The sequence below is a fragment of the Vogesella facilis genome (assembly GCF_042648525.1).
Taxonomy (GTDB): domain Bacteria; phylum Pseudomonadota; class Gammaproteobacteria; order Burkholderiales; family Chromobacteriaceae; genus Vogesella; species Vogesella facilis.
The window spans coordinates 99,005-118,107 of sequence record NZ_JBHRXN010000026.1 but is presented as its reverse complement, the minus strand read 5'-3'; the positions used below and the strand labels follow the sequence as shown (position 1 = coordinate 118,107).

Here is a 19,103-nt window from a genome sequence, read left to right as displayed (position 1 = left end):
CGCCATCGCAGCGCAGCAGCCTTGATCCAGATCTAGGCTTCACGCCTGCCGCGCTGCGGCCAACCTTGCTGCCATGCACAAAAAAAAAGCGCCCCGATTGGGGCGCGGAAGAAGTTGCAGAAGCCAGTCTGCAGCTTGGAGAAGGGTCGGATCAGCACGGGATCTCGGCGTTCTTGCGGGCGTAGAACCACCAGTTGATCAGCACGCAAGTCACGTAGAAGCAGATGAAGGCATACAGTGCGGCATCCACGCCACCGGTCAGCGCGATGGAAGTACCGTAGCTCTTCGGAATGAAGAAGCCGCCGTAGGCACCGATGGCACCGGAGAAGCCCAGCACCGCGGCGGCTTCCTTGGTGGCTTCGGTCAGCGCCTGTTTCTGCGCGGTTTCGCTCTTGCCGGCCATGCGCTTGTGCAGGGTCAGGAAGATGGTCGGCACTTGCATGAAGGTGGAACCGTTACCGATGCCGGTCAGCGCGAACAGGCACAGGAACATGGCGAAGAAGCCCTGGAAGCTGCCACCCTGGCCGCCATGCGGCAGGAAGCCGATCACCGCGAACACGGCGGCGATCATCAGCACGAACACCACCTGGGTCACCTTGGCGCCGCCGATCTTGTCGGACAGCCAGCCGCCGATCGGGCGGGCCAGCGCGCCCACCAGCGGGCCGAAGAACACGTATTTGGTCGGGTCGATGTCCGGGAACTGGCCTTTCACCAGCAGCGGGAAGCCGGCGGAGAAGCCGATGAAGGAACCGAAGGTACCGATGTACAGCCAGCACATCAGCCAGTTGTGCTTGCGCTTGAAGATCACTGCCTGATCGGCGAAGGATGCCTTGGCCGAGGCGATGTCATTCATGCCGAACCAGGCGGCGATGGTGGACAGCACGATGAACGGCACCCACACGAAGCCGGCATTCTGCAGCCACATCTGCTTGGTGACCGCGCCTTTTACCCAGGTTTGCGGCTCGCCGCCGAAGGCGCCGAACAGGCCCATGGTGATGACGATAGGCACCACGAACTGCACCACCGACACCCCCAGGTTGCCCAGGCCGGCGTTCAGGCCCAGCGCGGTGCCCTTTTCGGCTTTCGGGAAGAAGAAGCTGATGTTGGACATCGACGAGCTGAAGTTGCCGCCGCCGAAGCCGCACAGCAGCGCCAGGATCACCATGGTGACGTAGCTGGTGTTCGGGTCCTGCACCGCGAAACCGATGCCGACCGCCGGAATCAGCAGGCTGGCGGTGGACAGCGCGGTCCACTTGCGGCCGCCGAAGATCGGCACCATGAAGCTGTAGAAGATGCGCATGGTGGCGCCGGACAGCGCCGGCAATGCGGCCAACCAGAACAGCTGGTTCTGCGTGTAGGTAAAGCCGATGTTGGGCATGTTGAGCACGGCCACGCTCCACACCTGCCAGATAATGAACGCCAGCATCAGCGCCGGAATCGAGATCCACAGGTTGCGGCGGGCTACTGCCTTGCCGTCCTGCTGCCAGAAGGCGGTGTTTTCCGGCTCCCAGCGGGTCAGTACATGAGACATGATGTCATCCTCTCTGCGGGGCAGCCCCTGCCGCCCCGATACCATCGAAATTGGTCAGTGCTACGCTTGCCGTCAGCGGGTGGCGGTGGCCAGCTGGGCGTCTTTTTGCTCTTCGGCGCGACGCACGGCGCGGAAGGAGAAGTGCATCCACACCAGCGACACGCACACGGTGCCGTACAGCAGCATGAAGGAGCTGGAACGTACGCCGGTGAGATCCACCAGCGCGCCGAACATGATCGGCAGCAGGAAGCCGCCCATGCCGCCGGCCAAGCCCACCACGCCGGATACCGCGCCGATGTTGTCTGGGAACTCATCGGCAATGAACTTGAACACCGAGGCCTTGCCCACCGCCATCGCCACGCCGACACCGAACAGCACCAGGGTGAACATGGTTGCGTTCAGGCCGATGTCGAAACCCTGCGGGCCCTTGACGGTCTGGATGATGAAGTGGGTCTGCGGGTAGGACAGGATGAAGAAGGCGATCCAGCACACCCACATCACGCCCCAGGTCACCTTGTAGGCGCCGTACTTGTCGGACAGCCAGCCGCCCAGCGCGCGCAGTACGCCACCCGGCAGCGAGAAGCAGGCGGCCAGGAAGGCGGCGTGCTTGATGTCGAAGCCGTACTCGGCCACGTAGTACTTGGTCATCCACAGCGCCAGCGCCACATAGCCACCGAACACCACCGAGTAGTACTGGCAGTAGCGCATCACCGCCGGGTTCTTGATCAGTGCCAGCTGCTGGCCGAAGCTCACCTTGCTGGACACCAGATGCTTGGGGTCGTGATAGGAGAACACCCAGAACAGGATGGCGGCGGCCAACATCACCGCGGCGTAGACATTGGGCACCAGCTGCCAGCCGCCAATGGCGATGATGCTGGGCGCGATCAGCTTGGTGAGCGAGGAACCGGCGTTGCCGGCGCCGAACACCCCCATCGCCAGCCCCTGCTGCTCCTTGCGGAACCAGCGCGCCACGTACGGCGTGCCCACCGAGAACGAGCCGCCGGCCAGGCCGACAAACAGGCCGATGGCGAGGAAGTGCCAGAACTGGGTGGCGAACTGCATCATGTAGATCGGTACCACACAGGCCAGCATCAGGCTGAACAGCACGATGCGACCGCCGAAGCGGTCGGTCCAGATCCCCAGCGGCACGCGGATCAGCGAGCCGGACAGCACCGGCGTGGCCGCCAGAATGCCGAATTCGGTTTCGTTCAGGCCCAGCTGCTGCTTGATGGGGATACCCAGCACCGCGAACATCATCCAGATCATGAAGCAGATGGTGAACGACACGGTACTGGACGCCAGCACCGCGTATTGCTTGTAGGTTTGTGAGGCCATGATGTTCTTATCCGCACTATTGAGACGCTCCCACAGTACGCGCTCGGCCATGCGGCCAACATTGGCCGGTAGGGGTGACCCTGCAAGGATTAGGGATTAGCCGTGGCGTGCCGTTTGGCGGGGGAGACTAGTTCGGATGGTGTAGATGACGATGGCAAGGTCGGGACTGCCTGCCGGCCGTGGCGTTCGACGGCGGCGAAACCGGCCGACTGCGCCGGCCGGAATGGCGCAGTAGCCGGCCGGCAGCGGCGTTTGCAGTACGCCAGCGGGACAACGGGGAGATGCGTGATGGCGCCTGCCTGCCGCAGCGGGCAGCGCCTTCGCCGGCAACAGCGCACGGCACGCACCGGCCGCGAGGAAAACGCTGGGCCGCACTGCTGGCCGCGACGGCGCGGCAGCCGCGCGCAAGCACGCGCAGCGATGGCGGTACGGGGCGCCGTTTACCGGCGGTTAACCGCCGCCAAGCCGGCAGGCCAAGGTTGGCCGCAGGGCTAGCGTCAGTCGCCCCAGCTGGCGGCAGCGGCGTCGTCGCTGGCCTTGGCGTCCACCCAGCGGCTGCTGCCGTCGGTGAAATCCTCGCGCTTCCAGAACGGCGCCTCGGTCTTGAGGTAATCCATCAGGTATTCGGCGGCGGCAAACGCCGCCTTGCGGTGTGCCGAGGCCACCAGCACCAGCACGATCTGCTCGCCCGGCACCAGGCTGCCGACGCGGTGCACCACGCGCAGCGCGCTGATCGGCCAGCGCGCGGCGGCATCCTCGGCGATGCGGCCGATCTCGGCCTCGGTCACCCCCGGATAATGTTCCAGGAACAGGGCGGCCAGCGGCGTGGCAGCGTCGTGGCCGCGCACCATGCCCTGGAACGCCACCAGCGCGCCGGCGTCGCCGGCCAGCACGCGCAGGGCGGCCTCTTCGGCAGCCAGGTCGAAACGCTCGTGTTGAACGGTGATATGACAGTGCATGCTCAGCCCCCGGTCACCGGCGGCAGGATGCCCACCTCGGCGCCATCCGGAATCGCCACCGCGCCGCGCACCACCTGCTGGTTCACCACCAGGCGGAACACCTTGCCGGCGGCCAGCACCTCGGCCCAGTCGTCGCCGCGACCGCGCAGGGCGGCCAACAGCGCGGCGCTGTCGCCGCCGGCCCAGTCCAGGGTTTCCTCGCCGCGGCCCAGCGCGTCTTTCAGGCGCCCGAAATACAGAATGCGTATGCTCACTTGCCTTCCTCCAGCCAGCGCACGATGAAATCGGCGATGGCGTCATGATCGTTCAATGCCAGTTGCGGCAGCGCGATGTCCAGCAGCGTATCGCTGGCCACCGCCAGCACCCGCGCGTCGTCGGCGCACAGCAGCGGCTTGCCGACGGCCGGGCGGTGCACCTCCAGCTTGGGCACCGGCAGCCATTTCTGCCCTTCCAGCAGCACCAGGTCCACCGGCTGCAGCCGCGCCAGCTGCTGTTCGAGGCTCAATTCCTGCGCCAGCTCGGCAACGACCGAGACACGGTGCGGCGACAGCAGCATCACCTCGGCCGCCCCGGCCTGGCGGTGGCGCCAGCTGTCCTTGCCCGGCGTATCCGGCTCGATGTCGTGGTGGCTGTGCTTGATCACCGACACCCGCAGGCCGCGTGCGGCCAACCTTGGCAGCAGCGCCTCGACCAGCGTGGTCTTGCCACTGCCGGACCAGCCGGCAATGCCCAGTACTTTCTGCACACCCTCTCCTTTTGGCGGATTGTAGCGACGGCGCCGCAGCGCTATGGTAGAGCTGTCAGTACTGTCAGCACAGATTACGCCATGCCCTCTGCCATTCCGGCCGCGTTGCGGCCAACGTCGAACTGCCCATCATTGTGCCGCGCCGGCCGGGCACTGCCTATCCTCCGGACGACCTAACATGCTCAGCCAAACGCCGCAAATGCGCAGCCTGTCCAGCAAGCTGCTGATGCTTACCGTCGCCTGGCTACTGCTGGCGATGACCTCCATCGGCTACACCCTGGTGCTGTCGTGGAAGCTGGAAGGCGGCGCCGCCGCCATCAACGATGCCGGCAGCCTGCGCATGCGCAGCTACCACGTGGCGCTGCTAGTCAGCGAAAACGCCCCGTTGGCGCGCATCCAGCAAGAGCAGCAGGCCTTCACCGACACGCTGGCGCGGCTGAAGAAAGGCGACCCGGCGCGGCCGCTGTTCCTGCCGGACAATGCCGCGGTACGGCAGCAGGCGGCGGAAATCGAGCAGCACTGGCATGGCGAGATCCTGCCGCAGCTACAGCGCGCCGCGGCGCAGCCCTCGCGCCTGCTCAACAACCAGGCGCGGCCCGACGTCAACCGCTTTGTCGACCGCATCGACCGCCTGGTGCGGCTGATCGAGGAGGACAACGCGCGCAATACCACCCTGCTGCGCTTCTTCCAGATGGCGCTGATCGCCATGGCCATCGTCGGCTCGTTCACCATGATGTTCCTGCTGTTCCTGCTGGTGATCCGCCCGCTGAACACCCTGGGCGAAGGCATCGCCCGCCTGCGCGACGGCGAGCTGGACGCGCGGGTGGATGTCAGCGGCAACGACGAGTTCGCGCTGATCTCCACCGGCTTCAACCAGATGACCAGCCACCTGCAGGAGCTGTACGCCACGCTGGAGCAGAAGGTGGAGGACAAGACTCGTTCGGTGGAAGAGAAAAACCGCCACCTCACCGCGCTGTACGGCACCACCGCCTTCCTGCACGAATCGCACGAGCTGGAGCCGATGTGCGACGGCTTCATCGGCCGGCTGATGGAACTGACCGGCGCCGACGCCGGCAGCGTGCGGCTGGTGGACATCAAGCGCGGCCGGCTGGAGCTGATCGCCCAGCGCGGCCTGCCGGCGGAGATGCTGGAAGACGACCACTGCGCGCCGCTGGAAGGCTGCCATTGCGGCGAGGCAGTGCCGCAGCCGTTCGCGGTGATCCGCCGCTTCGACCGCATGCAGCATGCCGAGGAAAAACACTGCCAGCGCGCCGGTTTCCTGGAAATCTCGGTGTTCCACATCCGCCATAACCAGAACAATGTCGGCATCTTCACGCTGTACTTCCGCGGCGTCACCCCGCTGTCGCCGCAGGACCAGTTCCTGCTGGAAACCCTGGGCAGCCACCTGGGCATCGCCATCGAAAACCTGCGCCTGGCGGCGCGCGACCGCCAGTTCGCGGTGGCCGAGGAGCGCAACCTGATGGCGCAGGGGCTGCACGACAGCATCGCGCAGTCGCTGTCCTTCCTCAATCTGCAGGTGCAGATGCTGGAATCGGCCATGGACGGCGGCGAAACCGAGCAGGCGCAGGAAAACCTGGGCTTCATCCGCACCGGGGTGCAGGAATGCTACGAGGACGTGCGCGAGCTGCTGCTGAACTTCCGCACCCGCATCAACAAGGAAGACTTCGCCGACGCGGTGCGCACCCTGCTGTCGCGCTTCGAGCAGCAGGCGCAGGTTGCCACCCAGCTGAACATGCAGGGCAACGGCCTGCCGCTGGACCCGCAGCAGCAACTGCAGGTGATTTTCATCCTGCAGGAGGCGCTGTCCAATGTGCGCAAGCACGCCCAGGCGCAGCAAGTGCGCATCGACATCCGCAACGAGGCCGACTTCGTGATGACCATCCGCGACGACGGCTGCGGCTTCGACCAGCAGCGCTTCGAGGCGCGCAAGAGCCGCCACGTCGGGCTGTCCATCATGCAGGAGCGCGCCTCGCGCATCCACGGCCACATCGCCATCCGCCCGCTGCCGGACACCGGCACCGAGGTCTGCCTCACCCTGCCCCACACTGAAAGACAAGCCGCATGAGCCAAACCATCCGCATTCTGCTGGTAGACGACCACACCCTGTTCCGCAGCGGCCTGAAGGCGCTGCTGCAGCGCCAGCCCGATTTCGACATCGTCGGCGAGGCCGCCGACGGGCTGGAGGGCGTCAAGCTGGCCGAGCAGCTGAAGCCGGACGTGGTGCTGCTGGACATCGACATGCCGCAGATGAACGGCCGCGAGGCGCTGGCGCAGATCCTGGTGACGCAGCCGCAGCTGGCGGTGCTGATGCTCACCGTGTCCGAGGACGGCGACGACCTGGCCGAGTGCATGAAGAGCGGTGCGCGCGGCTACCTGCTGAAGAACATCAATGCCGATTTCCTGCTCGCCAGCATCCGCCGCGCGGTGGACGGCGACAGCGTGCTGTCGCCGGAGATGACCGCCAAGCTGGTGGCGCGGCTGCGCGCGCCGGCCGCCGAGACGCGCAACCCGGAGCTGGAAAGCCTGACTCCGCGCGAACGGGAGACCCTGGCCTGGCTATCGCGCGGCGCCAGCAACAAGGAAATCGCCCGCGCACTGGATCTGGCGGAAAGCACGGTGAAGGTGCACGTGCAGAACATCCTGCGCAAGCTGGGCCTGTCCAGCCGGGTGCAGGCGGCGGTGTACGCGGTGGAGCACGGTCTGGAAAAGGGCTGAGCGTTCGGCGCTTGCCACACCGGGGAGCCCGCCCCGGCGGCGCGAATAAAAAAGGTTGGCCGCAACAGTGCGGCCAACCTTTTTGTTTATGCCGGCAGCGCTCAGTCGCGGAAGCTGGCCTTGCCGCCGCTTACCGCCGCCATCACCGCCTGCTGGATGTCGTCCGACAGCAGCATCGCCGCGTTCCAGGTGGCCACGTAGTTGAGACTGTCGGCCACGCTGTGGTCGCGGCTGTAGTTGAGGATTTCCTTGGTGCCGCGCACCGCCAGCGGCGACTTGGCGACGATCTGCGCAGCAGTAGCCAGTGCATCGGCCAGCACCGCCTCGGCATCCGGCTGCACCCGGTTGACCAGGTGCATGCGCTCGGCCTCGGCGGCCGATACGTCGCGCGCGGTCAACGCCATGTCACGAGCATTGCCCTCGCCCACCACCCGCGCCAGCCGCTGCAGGGTGCCGACATCGGCCACCATGCCGACATCCACCTCGCGTACGCTGAACACGGCATTGGCCGCGGCGAGGCGGATGTCCGCCGCCAGCACGATGTCCAGTGCGCCGCCGACACAGGCGCCGTGGATGGCGGCGATCACCGGCTTGCGGCACAGCTCCAGGCTGTTGACACTGGCCTGCAGCTGCAGGATCAGCCGGCGCAGCTTCTCGCGCTTGCGCGCCTCGCAGCTGTCTTCCACCGCCTGCTGCACACCCATCAGCATGGTGAGGTCGATGCCGGCGCAGAAGTGCTTGCCGTTGCCGGACAGCACCACCGCACGCACCTGCGGCTCGGCGTCGCACCACTCCAGCGCCGCCTGCAGCTCCTGCCACATGGTTTCGTTCAGCGAATTGGCCTTGTCCGGGCGGTTCAGCGCCAGGTGGGCGACATGCGCCGCCACATTCAGCGTCAGCGTGCGGTATTCCATGGCCTCAACCCTCCTTGCGTTTCTTCGGCACCCACGCCCACACCATTTCACAGGCAATGGGCGATTCGCCGGATTCGTCGGTGACCAGCACCTCCACCAGCACATCGCCCTTTTCTTCCAGCTGCATGCGGCCAACCTGCTCCGCGCTCAGCGTGGCGACCGCCTTCATATTGCCCTGCGCGCGCTTGAAGTAGCTCACCTTCATCGACTTGAGCAGCATCAGCTTGTCGTCCGGCACGTTCATGCCCACCACGAAGCCGGTGGCGGTTTCCGCCAGCAGCGCCATCGCCGCCGCGTGCAGGCCGTGGATGTGGTTTTGCACCTTTTTGCGGTTCTTGACGCTGACCACCATGCGCTCGCGGCTGACTTGCTCGAATACCAGCCCGGCGGTGCCGAGGAACGGCACGAACTTGCCGAACATCTTGGTGATCGCCCAGCTGCGCAGGCCGGCCGGCAGCGCGGCGGTCTTGTCCACCATGCGGCACATGCTGTTTTTGGGTGTGCTCATTATTGTGTCTCCTCGTGTGTTGTTGCGGTGTTATCGGTATGGTGTGTGCCGCTGGCCTCGGCCGCCAGGCCCAGCAGCTGCCGCAGCTGGCGCTTGACGCTGCCGATGGCAGCCTCGTCGAAACGCGCCAGTTGCAGCGCGCCCTGCATGCTGGCAAACATCAGCGCGCCCATGCCGGCGGCGCTGCCGGCGTAGTGCATGCTGCCATCCGCCTGGCCACGCGCCACGATGTCCACCGCCCAGGCGCGCATCTCGGCGACGAAACCGCCGGCCGCCTGCTGCATCTCCGGCGGCAGCGTCTGCAGCTCGGCCGACAGGATGCCGCTGGGGCAGATCTGCTGGCGCAGGAAATAGCTGTCGGTCAGCGTGAAATAGCGCTCCAGCTGCTCGGCCGGCGCCAGCCCGGCCTGGGCCGCGATAAAACGGGCAAAACGGCGGCGATAGCGCTCGATCAGCGCCACGCCCAGGTCGGTCTTGCGCGCGAAATGGTAGTGGATGGCGGCATTGCGCACCCCCAGCCCGGCGCTGATGTGCTGGTAGCTGAAGGCATTGAAGCCGCGCGACAGCAGCAGCGTTTCCGCCAGATCCAGAATCTTTCTGCGCGTATCGCCGCGCGCGTCGTTTTCCACTTTCATGCGGCGACTCTACTTACCGGTCAGTAAGGTGTCAATCAAGCGTTTGAATTTCTACCGTCATGCCGCCACGGGCCAATGGCCAGGCGGCGTGCGCCAATAAATTGCCGGCCGCTGCAGGCGGTGAATTTGCATGACAGGCCGGGCGAATCGGTTATGATGAAGACCATTTTTCCGCCATTTCAGAGCACCCATGAAACTCAAGTTCAGCAAGATGCATGGCCTGGGCAACGACTTTGTCGTGATCGACGGCGTGCGCCAGACCGTGCACCTGACTGCGGAGCGCCTGCGTCAGCTGGGCAACCGCCATACCGGCGTCGGTTTCGACCAGCTGCTGCTGGTGGAAGCGCCGCAAGCGGCCGAAAACGACTTCCGCTACCGCATCTTCAACAACGATGGCAGCGAGGTGGAACAGTGCGGCAATGGCGCACGCTGCTTCGTCAAGTTCGTCACCGAGCAGAAGCTGACCAACAAGCGCGCCATCCGCGTGGAAACCGCCAAGGGCGTGATCGTGCCGATGCTGGACGACAACGGCCTGATCACCGTGGACATGGGCGTGCCGCGCTTTGCGCCGCTGGAGATCCCGTTCCTTGCCGAAGGCGATGCCATCAGCCATCCGCTGCAGGCAGGCGAGCATTCGGTGGATGTCAGTGTGGTGTCGATGGGCAACCCGCACGCGGTGCAGGTGGTCGATAACGTCGATACCGCACCGGTTGCGGAACAAGGGCCGCTGATCGAGCGTCATAGCCGCTTCCCGGAACGCGTCAACGCCGGCTTCATGCAGATCGTCGGCCGCGGCGAAATCCGCCTGCGCGTGTACGAGCGCGGCGCCGGCGAAACACTGGCCTGCGGCACCGGCGCCTGCGCCGCCGTGGTGGCCGGCATCCGTCGCGGCCTGCTGGACAAGGTGGTGCGCGTGCACACCCGCGGTGGCGACCTCACCATTGCCTGGGGTGGCCCCGGCCTGCCGGTGAAGATGACCGGCCCGGCGGTAACGGTATTCAACGGCGAAATCGACGTCTAGCGGCCAACCTGGCCGCCCGCAAGAAAGGAGTGTTCTGTGCAAGCTGAAGAGATTCTGGCCTACCTCGACGACAATCCGGACTTCCTGGCCAGCCATGCGCCGCGCTATGGCCTGAAGCCGCTACAGGACCGGGTGGTGTCGTTTGCCGATCGCCAGATGCTGGACCTGAAAGATCGCAACCGGCAGCTGGAGGCGCGCTTGACGCAGCTGATCCGCCACGGCGAACAGAACGATCAGATCGTGGCGCGCAGCCACAAGCTGGCGGTCTCCCTGCTGCGCGGCCAGAGCCTGGCTGAAGTGCACCAGGCCATCCAGCACAGCTTTGCCGAACACTTCGGCCTGCCGCGCGTGGCGCTGCGCCTGTGGCACCCGGGCGCGGAAAGCAGCGAGCTGTACAACAGCCGCCAGGATATCCGCCTGCTGGCCGGCAACCTGTCCGCGCCCTACTGCGGCCCTTACGCCAACGACGAGATCATCAGCTGGTTCCCGACCACCCCGGTGCTGCAGTCGTTTGCGCAGCTGGCGCTGCGCGATGGCACCGAGCCGTTCGGCATGCTGGTGATCGCCAGCGATGATGCGCAGCGCTTCACCCTGGAAATGCAGACCCACTACCTGGCGCAGATGGCGGAGCTGATGTCGCAGGCGCTGCTGCGGGTACTTGGCAAGGCATGAGTCCGGACATTTCCAGCCTGCTGTTGCTGGCCCCCCTCGCCCTGTACGTGCTGCATGCGCTGTGGCGGCTGATCGCCAGCGACAGCCTGCCGGCGGCACTGGCCTTCATCGGCGCCTACTTCATCTGCGCGGTGCTGTTCCGCCTGACGCTGCCGACACTGGCGGTGGTGCCGGTGTGGCTGCCCTTTCTGTATCCGTATGCCTGGACCGGCATTGCCGCACTGCTGCTGGCCTGTGGCACGCTGCAGGTTGGCCGCGCCGGCATCCGCCTGCAAGGCGTACCGCCGCTGATGACCGCCTATGCGCTGTCGCAGCTGTGCCTGCATCTGGGGCTGGTCACGCTCAGCACCGTACTGGCCGACCGCCCGCTGCAGGCTTATGCCATGCTGCCGCCGCTGGTGGCGGCCGGCGGCTACCTGCTGTACCGGCTGTGCCTGTGGTTCAGCCGCCAGCAGCAAGGCTGGCTGTCATGGCCGGGCGTCATCATCACCGCCGTGGCGGCGCCGCTGCTGCTGGGCTGGGCGGCGGAACTGCTGGTGCCCTTGCTGCTGCGCTACGTGTGAGCGCCGCGCCATACAAGAAAAAACCCGCCAATCGGCGGGTTTTTTCATCGCGGAACACGCTCAGGCCGGCGCCTTCAATACCGTGCCGTCGGCATCCAGCACCGTGACCAGCACGGGAATGCCCTGCGCCACGCTTTGCGACACGGTGCAGAAATCCTCGAAACTGCCCAGCAGCCGCTCAAGGTTGGCCGCAGCCGCTACCGGCTGCCCGGCGCGCAGCTGCACTTCGATGCGCTGCACCCGCAGCCGGTTGCGCTCGTTGCGGTCGACTATGGCATTGGCCTCGCAGGACAACGGCTCGAAGTCGATGTGGAACTTGCGCGAGGCGAACAGCAGGCTGGCGGTCAGGCAATTGGCCACCGCCGCGGCCAACAGCTGCGACGGCGACGGGCCGCTACCACTTCCCAACGGCGGCGGCTCATCGGTCTGCAACGGCAGCGCGACGTCGGCAAAATGGTTGTCAAAGCGGTAGTCCTGCACTTGCTGCAGCTTGACGATGGCGTTCTCGCTCACGGCGTCCCCTTGTCGCTGAAAAATAACATCCCAGTGCTACAGGCTGCGGCCAACCGCCGCCGCCAGCGGCTGCAGCTGCGCCTGCAGTGCCTGCAGCTCGGCCGGAGTAATCGCCTGCTCGGCGTCACACCAGGCATCCTGTGGTGACGGGTGCACCTCCAGCAGCAGGCCGTCGGCCCCGGCGGCCACCGCAGCGGCGGCCAGCGGCGGCACCAGCCAGCCACGGCCCCCGGCATGGCTGGGGTCCACCAGCACCGGCAGATGCGTCTCGCGCTTGAGCAGCGGAATGGCGCTGATGTCCAGCGCATGGCGCGCCGCCGGCTCGAAACTACGGATGCCGCGCTCGCACAGCACGATATTGTGATTGCCGCCGATGGCGATGTACTCCGCCGCCATCAGCCACTCACTGAGGGTGGCGGACACGCCGCGGTACAACAGCACTGGCTTGTTGATGCACCCCAGTTCGCGCAGCAGCGGCACGTTCTGCATATTGCGCGGCCCCACCTGGATGGCGTCGACGTCGTATTCCAAGAAGGTATCCAGCAGCCGCACATCCAGTATTTCGCTGATCATCGGCATGCCGTGCGCGCGAGCGGCCTGCTGCAGGTATTCCAGGCCGATCTCGCCCACGCCCTGGAACGCATACGGGCTGGTGCGCGGCTTGAAGGCGCCGCCGCGCAGCAGGCGCACGCCCTGCGCGCGCAGCTCGCCCGCCAGCGCGTTCAGCTGCGCGGCGTCCTCGATAGCGCCGGGGCCGGCGATCAGCTGCAACTGCGGCCCGCCGATGGGCACGCCGCGGATCGACACCACGCTGCTGTCCGGCTTCACCTCGCGCGACACCATGCGGTAGTCCTTCACCACCCGCATGGCGCGCTCGACGCCGGGCATGGTCTCGAACATGTCGGCACTCAAGCTGCGTTCGTCACCCACCGCGCCGATAATGGTACGCTCGGTGCCGCGCGAAATGTGCTCACTCAGGCCGGCGGCACGGATGCGGCCAACCACGGCATCGATTTGCGGCGCCGTCGCGCTCGCGGCCATCACGATAATCATGGGAACGGACTCAGATACGGTCGTGCGACAGCCACTTGGCCACCGGCGCGGCGCGATAGCTGTTCATGCCTTCCAGCAGTTCCGGCAGCGTGTCTGCCACCACGAACAACTCCAGGTTGGCCTCGCGGATGAAGCCTTCGCGCACGCCGTGCTGCACCATGGCCAGCAGCGGGTCGAAGAAGCCGGCGACGTTGAGCAGGCCGATCGGCTTCTGGTGCACCGACAGCTGGCCCCAGGTCAGCATCTCGAACAGCTCGTCGTAGGTGCCGAAGCCGCCGGGCAACGCGATGAAGCCGCCGGACAGGTCTTCCATCAACGCCTTGCGCTCGTGCATGGTGTGGGTGACGTGCAGCTCGGACAGACCGTCGTGGGCGACTTCCTTCTCCTTCAGAAAGCCCGGGATCACCCCGATGACGCGGCCACCGGCCGCCAGCGCGGCATCGGCGGCCACGCCCATCAGGCCGATATTGCCACCGCCGTACACCAGGGTGATATTGCGGGCCGCCAGCGTGGCGCCCAGTTCGCGCGCGGCCACGCTGTAGGCAGGATTGCTACCGCTGCTGGAACCGCAAAACAGACAGATGGATTGAATCGTCATGGTGTGCTTGCGCCCGCGCTTGGCGGGCTCTCCACAAATGAAGCTGGGCGTAAAAAGCAGCTCGCCGGGCACCTGCCCGGCGAGCTGCCGCCAGTTACAGTACCGCCTGCGGGTAGGCGCCGAGCACCTTCACGAAGGCGGTGCGCTCGCGCAGGCCGGCCAGCGCCTGCACCAGGTGGGCATCCTGGGCATGGCCTTCCATGTCGATGAAGAACACGTAGTCCCACAGCCCGGCGCGCGACGGGCGCGACTCGAACTTGGTCATCGACACACCGTTGGCCGCCAGCGGCTCCAGCAGGTAATGCACCGCGCCCGGGCGATTGGGCGCCGCTACGATGATGGAGGTCTTGTCCTGCCCGGTCGGGCCGACGTCCTGATTACCCAGCACCAGGAAGCGCGTGGTGTTGTTCGGCTCGTCTTCGATGTTTTCCGCCAGTTTCAGCAGACAGTAACGCTCCGCCGCGGCCTGGCCGGCAATGGCGGCGCAGTCCGTCTCTTCTGCGGCCAACCTGGCCGCCTCGGCATTGCTGGCCACCGACACCCGCTCCACGTTGGCCGGCAGATTCTTGTTCAGCCATTCGTGACACTGCGCCAGCGCCTGGGCATGGGCATACACGCGGCGGATGCCGTCCATGCTGCCTTCCTTGCGCAGCAGGTGGTGATGGATGCGCAGCACCACTTCGCCGCAGATTTTCAGCGGCGAGCTGACCATCAGGTCCAGGGTACGGCCGATGGCGCCTTCGGTGGAGTTTTCCACCGGCGCCACCACGTAATCCAGCGCGCGCGATTCCACCAGGCGGAAAGCCTCGTCGATGGAACCACAGGCCACGGTACGCGCGGCGTGGCCGAAGTGCTTGAGTGCGGCCAACTGGGTAAAGGTGCCTTCCGGGCCGAGATAGGCGATGGACAGCGGCTTTTCCAGCGCCAGGCATTCCGACATCACTTCGCGGAACAGCCGGGCCACCGACTCACCCGGCAGCGGGCCGGGATTCAGATCCTTGACGCGGCGCAGCACCTGCGCCTCGCGTTCCGGGCGGTAGATGATGCCGCCGCCCTTGATCTCGCCGATGTCGCGGGCGTGCTGGGCGCGCTGGTTGAGAAGATTGAGAATTTCGACATCGATATTGTCGATGGCGTCACGATGTTGCTTGAGCAGTTCTTCCGACACGATTCAGAGGTCTTTCAGGATGACAAACTGGCCTTTACCGATCTCGTAAGTTTCCGCGAGATAGCCATGGGTCGCAAGCACTGCGGCACGGAAATCCGCACACTCGTCGACATGGGAAATGGCATTGTCCATTACCACCATGCCACGCGGCGTGAGAATTCGCGCGATTTCAGGCCAGTAGCCGGCATAACGTGACCGGTCCGCGTCCAGAAACAGCATATCCACCGATTCGTCGTCGCAGCCGGCCAGCAGCCCGAAGGCATCGCCAGTCTGCAGGGCAACCGTGTGCTGCAGGCCGAAAGACTCCAGCATGGCACTGGCCAGCGCGATTTTGTGCGCGCTGTGATCCACCGAGCGCAGCCGGCCCTTGTTCGCCTGGGCCGCCAGCCCCAGCCAGACCGCGGAATAGCCGTTGGAGGTGCCGATCTCCAGCAGCGACATCGCCTTGCGGGCGCGCACCAGCTGGTACAGGAACATGCCGGTCTGCGGCGTGATGTTGAGACGCTTGTCGGCACGGGCGGCGTGGCGCGCGTCGTGCGCCTCGCCCTCCTGCCACAGTTGTTGCAGGCGCGTGCGGTGGGCCGCGGTCAGCATGGCTTACTCCTTAAAAACAGGCTGACAGCATATTACCCAGATTGACGACAAAATTGGGCTGCAGATAGCCCCAGAAGCCCAGTGCCGTCATTGCCGCCAACAGCACCCAGGCCAGCACTCTCATGCCCGCGCCTCGACCGGTGCGGCCAACGTTTCCTTCACCGGCAGGTTGGCCAGCGCCGCGGCGATGCCAAACCCGATCGCCAGCCCCCACACCAGGTCGTAGTTGCCGGTGCGGTCATAGATCAGCCCGCCTAGCCACACGCCGAGGAAACTGCCGACCTGGTGCGAGAAGAACACCGCGCCGGACAGCATGCCCAGGTTCTTGATGCCGAACAGGCTGACGATCACGCCATTGGTCAGCGGCACCGTGGACAGCCACAGGAAGCCCATCGCCGCGGCGAACACCGCCACCGAGGTGCTGCTCAGCGGCAGCCACAGGAAGATGGCGATCACCACGCTGCGGACAAAGTAGATGCCGGCCAGCAGATAAGGCTTGGAATAGCGCCCGCCGAGTTTGCCGGAAATATAGGTGCCGGCGATGTTGAACAGCCCGATCAGCGCCAGCGCGGTACTGGCGACGTTGCCGGCCAGGCCGTGGTCACGCAGATAGGCCGGCAGGTGCACGCCGATGAACACCACCTGGAAGCCGCAGACGAAGTAGCCGGCCATCAGCAGGCGGAAGGAGCGCTGCTGCCACGCCTCGCCGAAGGCATGGGTGATGCCGTGCCAGACGCCGAGCGTCGCCTTGGGCAGGGCCGGCGCGCGCAGGTAGGCGCGCTGCAGTGGCGCGGCCAACGGCACCAGCAGTGCCGCCAGCGCTGCCAGCACCAGCAAGGCCGGCATCCAGCCCAGGCCATCGATCAGCCCGCGCTCGACCGGCACCATCATGAACTGGCCGAAGGAGCCGGCCGCGGCGGTCAGGCCCATGGCGCTGGAGCGATGGCTGTCCGGCACCGCACGCACGATCACGGAAAACACCACGCTGTAGGTGGTGCAGGACAGCGCCAGCCCCAGCAGCAGGCCGGCGGAACCGGACAGCAGCCAGCCATTGGCCGACACTGTCATCAAGGCCAGACCAGCCGCATACAGCAGGCCGCCGAGCACCAGCACCCGCCCCGGGCCGTAGCGGTCGGCGAACGCGCCGGCAAACGGCTGCGATGCGCCCCACATCAGGTTCTGGATGCCCAGCGCCAGCGCGAAGGTCTCGCGGCTCCAGCCGAACTGCTGCGTCATCGGCGGCAGGAAGAAGCCAAAGCCATGCCTTACCCCCATGCTGAGCGAGACGATGGCACTGGCGGCCAGCAACAGCAGGGCAATGGGTGACAGTTTCATGATGATTCCTTGATGATTTTGCGCATGGTGCAACCATTTGCGCCGCACCGCCAGTCCGTGCCGGGAACAGATTGATCGTTTTGCCGAACAACAAAAAGCCCGCCATCGCGGCGGGCTGGGCATCAGGCGGCCAACGTTGGCCGCAGGCGGTGTTTAGCCGTGCTGACGGGCGAAATCCAGCATGAAGTGCACCAGCGACTTCACGCCCTCGATCGGCATCGCGTTGTAGATGGAGGCGCGCATGCCGCCAACCGAGCGGTGGCCCTTGAGCTGCACCAGGCCGTTTTTCTTGGCTTCAGACAGGAACACGTCTTCCAGCGCATCGTCCTTGAGGCGGAACACCACGTTCATCTTGGAACGATACGGCGCATCGATATGGCTGTAGTAGAAGCCGTCGCTGCTGTCGATGGCGTGGTACAGCAGGCCGGCCTTCTCGTCGTTGCGCGCCTGGATGCCCTTGATGCCGCCGCGGGCCTTCAGCCACTTGAACACCAGCCCAGCGATGTAGATCGGGTAAGTGGCCGGGGTGTTGTACATGGAGTCGGCATCGGCGTGGATCTGGTAGTTCAGCATGGTCGGCGTCTGCGGCTGGGCATGACCCAGCAGATCTTCGCGCACGATCAGCACCGTCAGGCCGGACGGACCGATGTTCTTCTGCGCGCCGGCGTAGATCAGGCCGAACTTCGACACGTCGATCTCGCGCGACAGGAAATCGGACGACATGTCGCACACCAGCGGGGTCGCGCCCAGCTCGGGAATATCGCTGTACTGCAGGCCGCCGATGGTCTCGTTGGAGGTGTAGTGGAAATAGGCGGCATTGGGGCTGCGCTGCCAGCTCTCCACCGTCGGCACGTAGGCATAGTTGCGGTCGCTGCTGCTGGCCACCACGTTGACGTTGGTGTAGCGCTTGGCTTCCTTGATCGCCAGCTTGGACCAGTGCCCGGTATCCAGCACGTCGATCACGCCGTCGGCCGGCGCCAGGTTCAGCGGCACCATCGAGAATTGCTGCGAGGCACCGCCCTGCAGGAACAGCACCTTGTAGCCGGCCGGCACCTGCAGCAGCTCGCGCAGATCCTGTTCGGCCTCATGGATGATTTCCATGAATTCCTTGCCGCGGTGGCTCATCTCCATCACCGACATGCCGGAACCGTGCCAGTCCAGCAATTCTGCCTGTGCCGTGGCCAGAACCTCGTGCGGCAGCACTGCCGGGCCGGCGGAGAAGTTGTACACCTTTGCCATGTCAGTTCCCAATCTCTTTGTCTCTGATTCGAATAAAAAGCCACGCTTGTAGCGTGGCCTTGTTGTTGCTAGCTGCCGGGACTCAGCAAGAAGTGGGCACGCGCCACCGCCACCGGCTTGTTGCGGTCGTCTTGCCACGCCTCGATCAGCACATGCGCCACGCGCTTGCCCTGCTTGGTGATCTCGCACTGCGCGTACAGCGTCTGCGCCCGGCCGGAGCGCAGGTAGTCCAGCGAGAAATCGACGATCTTCGGCGTGGTCAGCGACTCGCGGTTCCACATCAGGTGCAGTAGCGCGGTGTTTTCCAGGAAGCCGCCGATCAGGCCGCCGTGCAGCGCCGGCAGCGTGACGTTACCGACGTTGCGTTCGAGGAACGGTAGGCGGAACAACAGCTCGCCCTGCTCGTCCTCGCCGAATTCCACCCCCATCAGCCTGGCGTACGGCAGCGCGGCGATGATTTCATCGTAGCGCTTCTCGTCGCGCAGTTGCGCGAAAGTCTCCATGAAGGTGCTCATGTCGCACCCTCCTTCGGCAGCATCGGTTTCGGGTTGGAGTCGCGCATGAAGGTGGCGACGCCGTGGGCGATCGGATCATCCGGGCTGTCGTGATAGCACACCGCACGGGTGAAAGCGATCTGGTTGGCCATGCGGTAGCACTCCGCGGTGCAGTAGATGGCCTTGCCCGGCGTGGCCGCCTTCAGGTAGTCGATGCGCAGGTCCAGCGTAGCGATGGTTTCCAGCTCGTCCATGTGTGCGGTCACCGCAATGCCGCTGCAGGTGTCGACGATGGAGGTGATCACCCCGCCGTGCACCACGCCGGTGGCCGGGTTACCCACCAGCTCGTCGCGCCATTCCACTTTCAGCGTCGGCTTGCGGTCCACGGTGCCCAAATACTGCAGCCCCAGCGTCACGCAATGCGGAAACGAGACGAACAATTCGCCCATCGCCTGCAGCAACTCGGCGTTGGCAGGTGCCAGACCCATGC

At 65.6% G+C, this 19,103-nt stretch carries 22 protein-coding genes; 5 read left to right on the top strand and 17 right to left on the bottom strand.

Annotated elements, in window-relative coordinates:
- Positions 1-151: 151 nt before the first annotated feature.
- From ACFOLG_RS09550 to mobB, 5 genes are all read right to left on the bottom strand, one after another.
- A complete protein-coding gene (locus tag ACFOLG_RS09550; protein ID WP_386091188.1) occupies positions 152-1,531 on the bottom strand; it encodes a NarK family nitrate/nitrite MFS transporter in 1,380 nt (459 codons plus the stop codon).
- Between the two features lie 72 nt (positions 1,532-1,603).
- A complete protein-coding gene (locus ACFOLG_RS09545; RefSeq protein ID WP_386091186.1) occupies positions 1,604-2,866 on the bottom strand; it encodes an MFS transporter in 1,263 nt (420 codons plus the stop codon).
- A 497-nt stretch (positions 2,867-3,363) separates the two neighbouring features.
- On the bottom strand, positions 3,364-3,825 hold the full coding sequence (locus ACFOLG_RS09540; RefSeq protein ID WP_386091184.1) for a molybdenum cofactor biosynthesis protein MoaE: 462 nt from the start codon (positions 3,823-3,825) through the stop codon (positions 3,364-3,366).
- Between the two features lie 2 nt (positions 3,826-3,827).
- Entirely contained in the window at positions 3,828-4,079 is a 252-nt protein-coding gene (locus tag ACFOLG_RS09535) for a MoaD/ThiS family protein (RefSeq protein ID WP_386091179.1), read from the bottom strand.
- Entirely contained in the window at positions 4,076-4,570 is a 495-nt protein-coding gene (gene mobB / locus ACFOLG_RS09530; protein WP_386091177.1) for a molybdopterin-guanine dinucleotide biosynthesis protein B, read from the bottom strand. The genes ACFOLG_RS09535 and mobB overlap by 4 nt, the downstream gene beginning before the upstream one ends.
- A 178-nt stretch (positions 4,571-4,748) precedes the next feature.
- Between mobB and ACFOLG_RS09525 the strand changes: the two genes are divergently transcribed.
- A complete protein-coding gene (locus tag ACFOLG_RS09525; RefSeq protein ID WP_386091175.1) occupies positions 4,749-6,656 on the top strand; it encodes a type IV pili methyl-accepting chemotaxis transducer N-terminal domain-containing protein in 1,908 nt (635 codons plus the stop codon).
- Positions 6,653-7,306: a response regulator gene (locus ACFOLG_RS09520; RefSeq protein ID WP_386091173.1), complete on the top strand. Its 654-nt coding sequence runs from the start codon at positions 6,653-6,655 to the stop codon at positions 7,304-7,306. The genes ACFOLG_RS09525 and ACFOLG_RS09520 overlap by 4 nt, the downstream gene beginning before the upstream one ends.
- A 101-nt stretch (positions 7,307-7,407) precedes the next feature.
- Here the strand turns inward: ACFOLG_RS09520 and ACFOLG_RS09515 are convergent, their stop codons facing one another.
- From ACFOLG_RS09515 to ACFOLG_RS09505, 3 genes are read right to left on the bottom strand one after another with little or no spacing between them, the layout of a single operon-like run.
- A complete protein-coding gene (locus tag ACFOLG_RS09515) occupies positions 7,408-8,220 on the bottom strand; it encodes a crotonase/enoyl-CoA hydratase family protein (protein ID WP_386091172.1) in 813 nt (270 codons plus the stop codon).
- A gap of 4 nt (positions 8,221-8,224) precedes the next feature.
- Positions 8,225-8,728 carry a DUF4442 domain-containing protein gene (locus ACFOLG_RS09510; protein ID WP_386091170.1) on the bottom strand — a complete coding sequence of 168 codons (504 nt, stop codon included), beginning with the start codon at positions 8,726-8,728 and terminating at the stop codon, positions 8,225-8,227.
- Positions 8,728-9,363, bottom strand: coding sequence for a TetR/AcrR family transcriptional regulator (locus tag ACFOLG_RS09505; RefSeq protein WP_386091168.1), 636 nt, complete (start codon positions 9,361-9,363; stop codon positions 8,728-8,730). The genes ACFOLG_RS09510 and ACFOLG_RS09505 overlap by 1 nt, the downstream gene beginning before the upstream one ends.
- A gap of 190 nt (positions 9,364-9,553) precedes the next feature.
- Here ACFOLG_RS09505 and dapF point away from each other — a divergent pair, with 190 nt between their 5' ends.
- Genes dapF through ACFOLG_RS09490 form a run of 3 tightly spaced genes read left to right on the top strand, consistent with a single transcriptional unit; the run spans position 9,554 to position 11,619 of the window.
- A complete protein-coding gene (gene dapF, locus ACFOLG_RS09500; protein ID WP_386091166.1) occupies positions 9,554-10,384 on the top strand; it encodes a diaminopimelate epimerase in 831 nt (276 codons plus the stop codon).
- 36 nt (positions 10,385-10,420) lie between these two features.
- On the top strand, positions 10,421-11,056 hold the full coding sequence (locus ACFOLG_RS09495; RefSeq protein ID WP_386091164.1) for a DUF484 family protein: 636 nt from the start codon (positions 10,421-10,423) through the stop codon (positions 11,054-11,056).
- On the top strand, positions 11,053-11,619 hold the full coding sequence (locus tag ACFOLG_RS09490) for a hypothetical protein (RefSeq protein ID WP_386091162.1): 567 nt from the start codon (positions 11,053-11,055) through the stop codon (positions 11,617-11,619). The genes ACFOLG_RS09495 and ACFOLG_RS09490 overlap by 4 nt, the downstream gene beginning before the upstream one ends.
- A gap of 60 nt (positions 11,620-11,679) precedes the next feature.
- Here ACFOLG_RS09490 and ACFOLG_RS09485 read toward each other — a convergent pair whose 3' ends face one another.
- From ACFOLG_RS09485 to ACFOLG_RS09445, 9 genes are all read right to left on the bottom strand, one after another.
- Positions 11,680-12,132 carry an OsmC family protein gene (locus tag ACFOLG_RS09485; RefSeq protein ID WP_386091160.1) on the bottom strand — a complete coding sequence of 151 codons (453 nt, stop codon included), beginning with the start codon at positions 12,130-12,132 and terminating at the stop codon, positions 11,680-11,682.
- Positions 12,133-12,168: 36 nt separating this feature from the next.
- Entirely contained in the window at positions 12,169-13,185 is a 1,017-nt protein-coding gene (aroF, locus tag ACFOLG_RS09480; RefSeq protein ID WP_386091159.1) for a 3-deoxy-7-phosphoheptulonate synthase, read from the bottom strand.
- 10 nt (positions 13,186-13,195) lie between these two features.
- Complete coding sequence (locus tag ACFOLG_RS09475) at positions 13,196-13,783, bottom strand: LOG family protein (RefSeq protein ID WP_386091157.1); 588 nt, start codon at positions 13,781-13,783, stop codon at positions 13,196-13,198.
- Between the two features lie 94 nt (positions 13,784-13,877).
- The gene (gene pheA, locus ACFOLG_RS09470) at positions 13,878-14,951 is read right to left on the bottom strand and encodes a prephenate dehydratase (protein WP_386091155.1); all 1,074 of its coding nucleotides are present in this window, start codon (positions 14,949-14,951) and stop codon (positions 13,878-13,880) included.
- 3 nt (positions 14,952-14,954) lie between these two features.
- Entirely contained in the window at positions 14,955-15,545 is a 591-nt protein-coding gene (locus tag ACFOLG_RS09465) for an O-methyltransferase (protein WP_386091153.1), read from the bottom strand.
- 120 nt (positions 15,546-15,665) lie between these two features.
- Entirely contained in the window at positions 15,666-16,880 is a 1,215-nt protein-coding gene (locus ACFOLG_RS09460; RefSeq protein ID WP_386091151.1) for an MFS transporter, read from the bottom strand.
- A gap of 153 nt (positions 16,881-17,033) precedes the next feature.
- Complete coding sequence (gene serC / locus ACFOLG_RS09455) at positions 17,034-18,119, bottom strand: 3-phosphoserine/phosphohydroxythreonine transaminase (protein ID WP_386091149.1); 1,086 nt, start codon at positions 18,117-18,119, stop codon at positions 17,034-17,036.
- A 68-nt stretch (positions 18,120-18,187) separates the two neighbouring features.
- Complete coding sequence (locus tag ACFOLG_RS09450; RefSeq protein ID WP_386091147.1) at positions 18,188-18,634, bottom strand: PaaI family thioesterase; 447 nt, start codon at positions 18,632-18,634, stop codon at positions 18,188-18,190.
- Positions 18,631-19,101: a PaaI family thioesterase gene (locus ACFOLG_RS09445; RefSeq protein WP_386091145.1), complete on the bottom strand. Its 471-nt coding sequence runs from the start codon at positions 19,099-19,101 to the stop codon at positions 18,631-18,633. Before ACFOLG_RS09445 ends, ACFOLG_RS09450 begins: the two co-directional genes overlap by 4 nt.
- Positions 19,102-19,103: the final 2 nt, after the last annotated feature.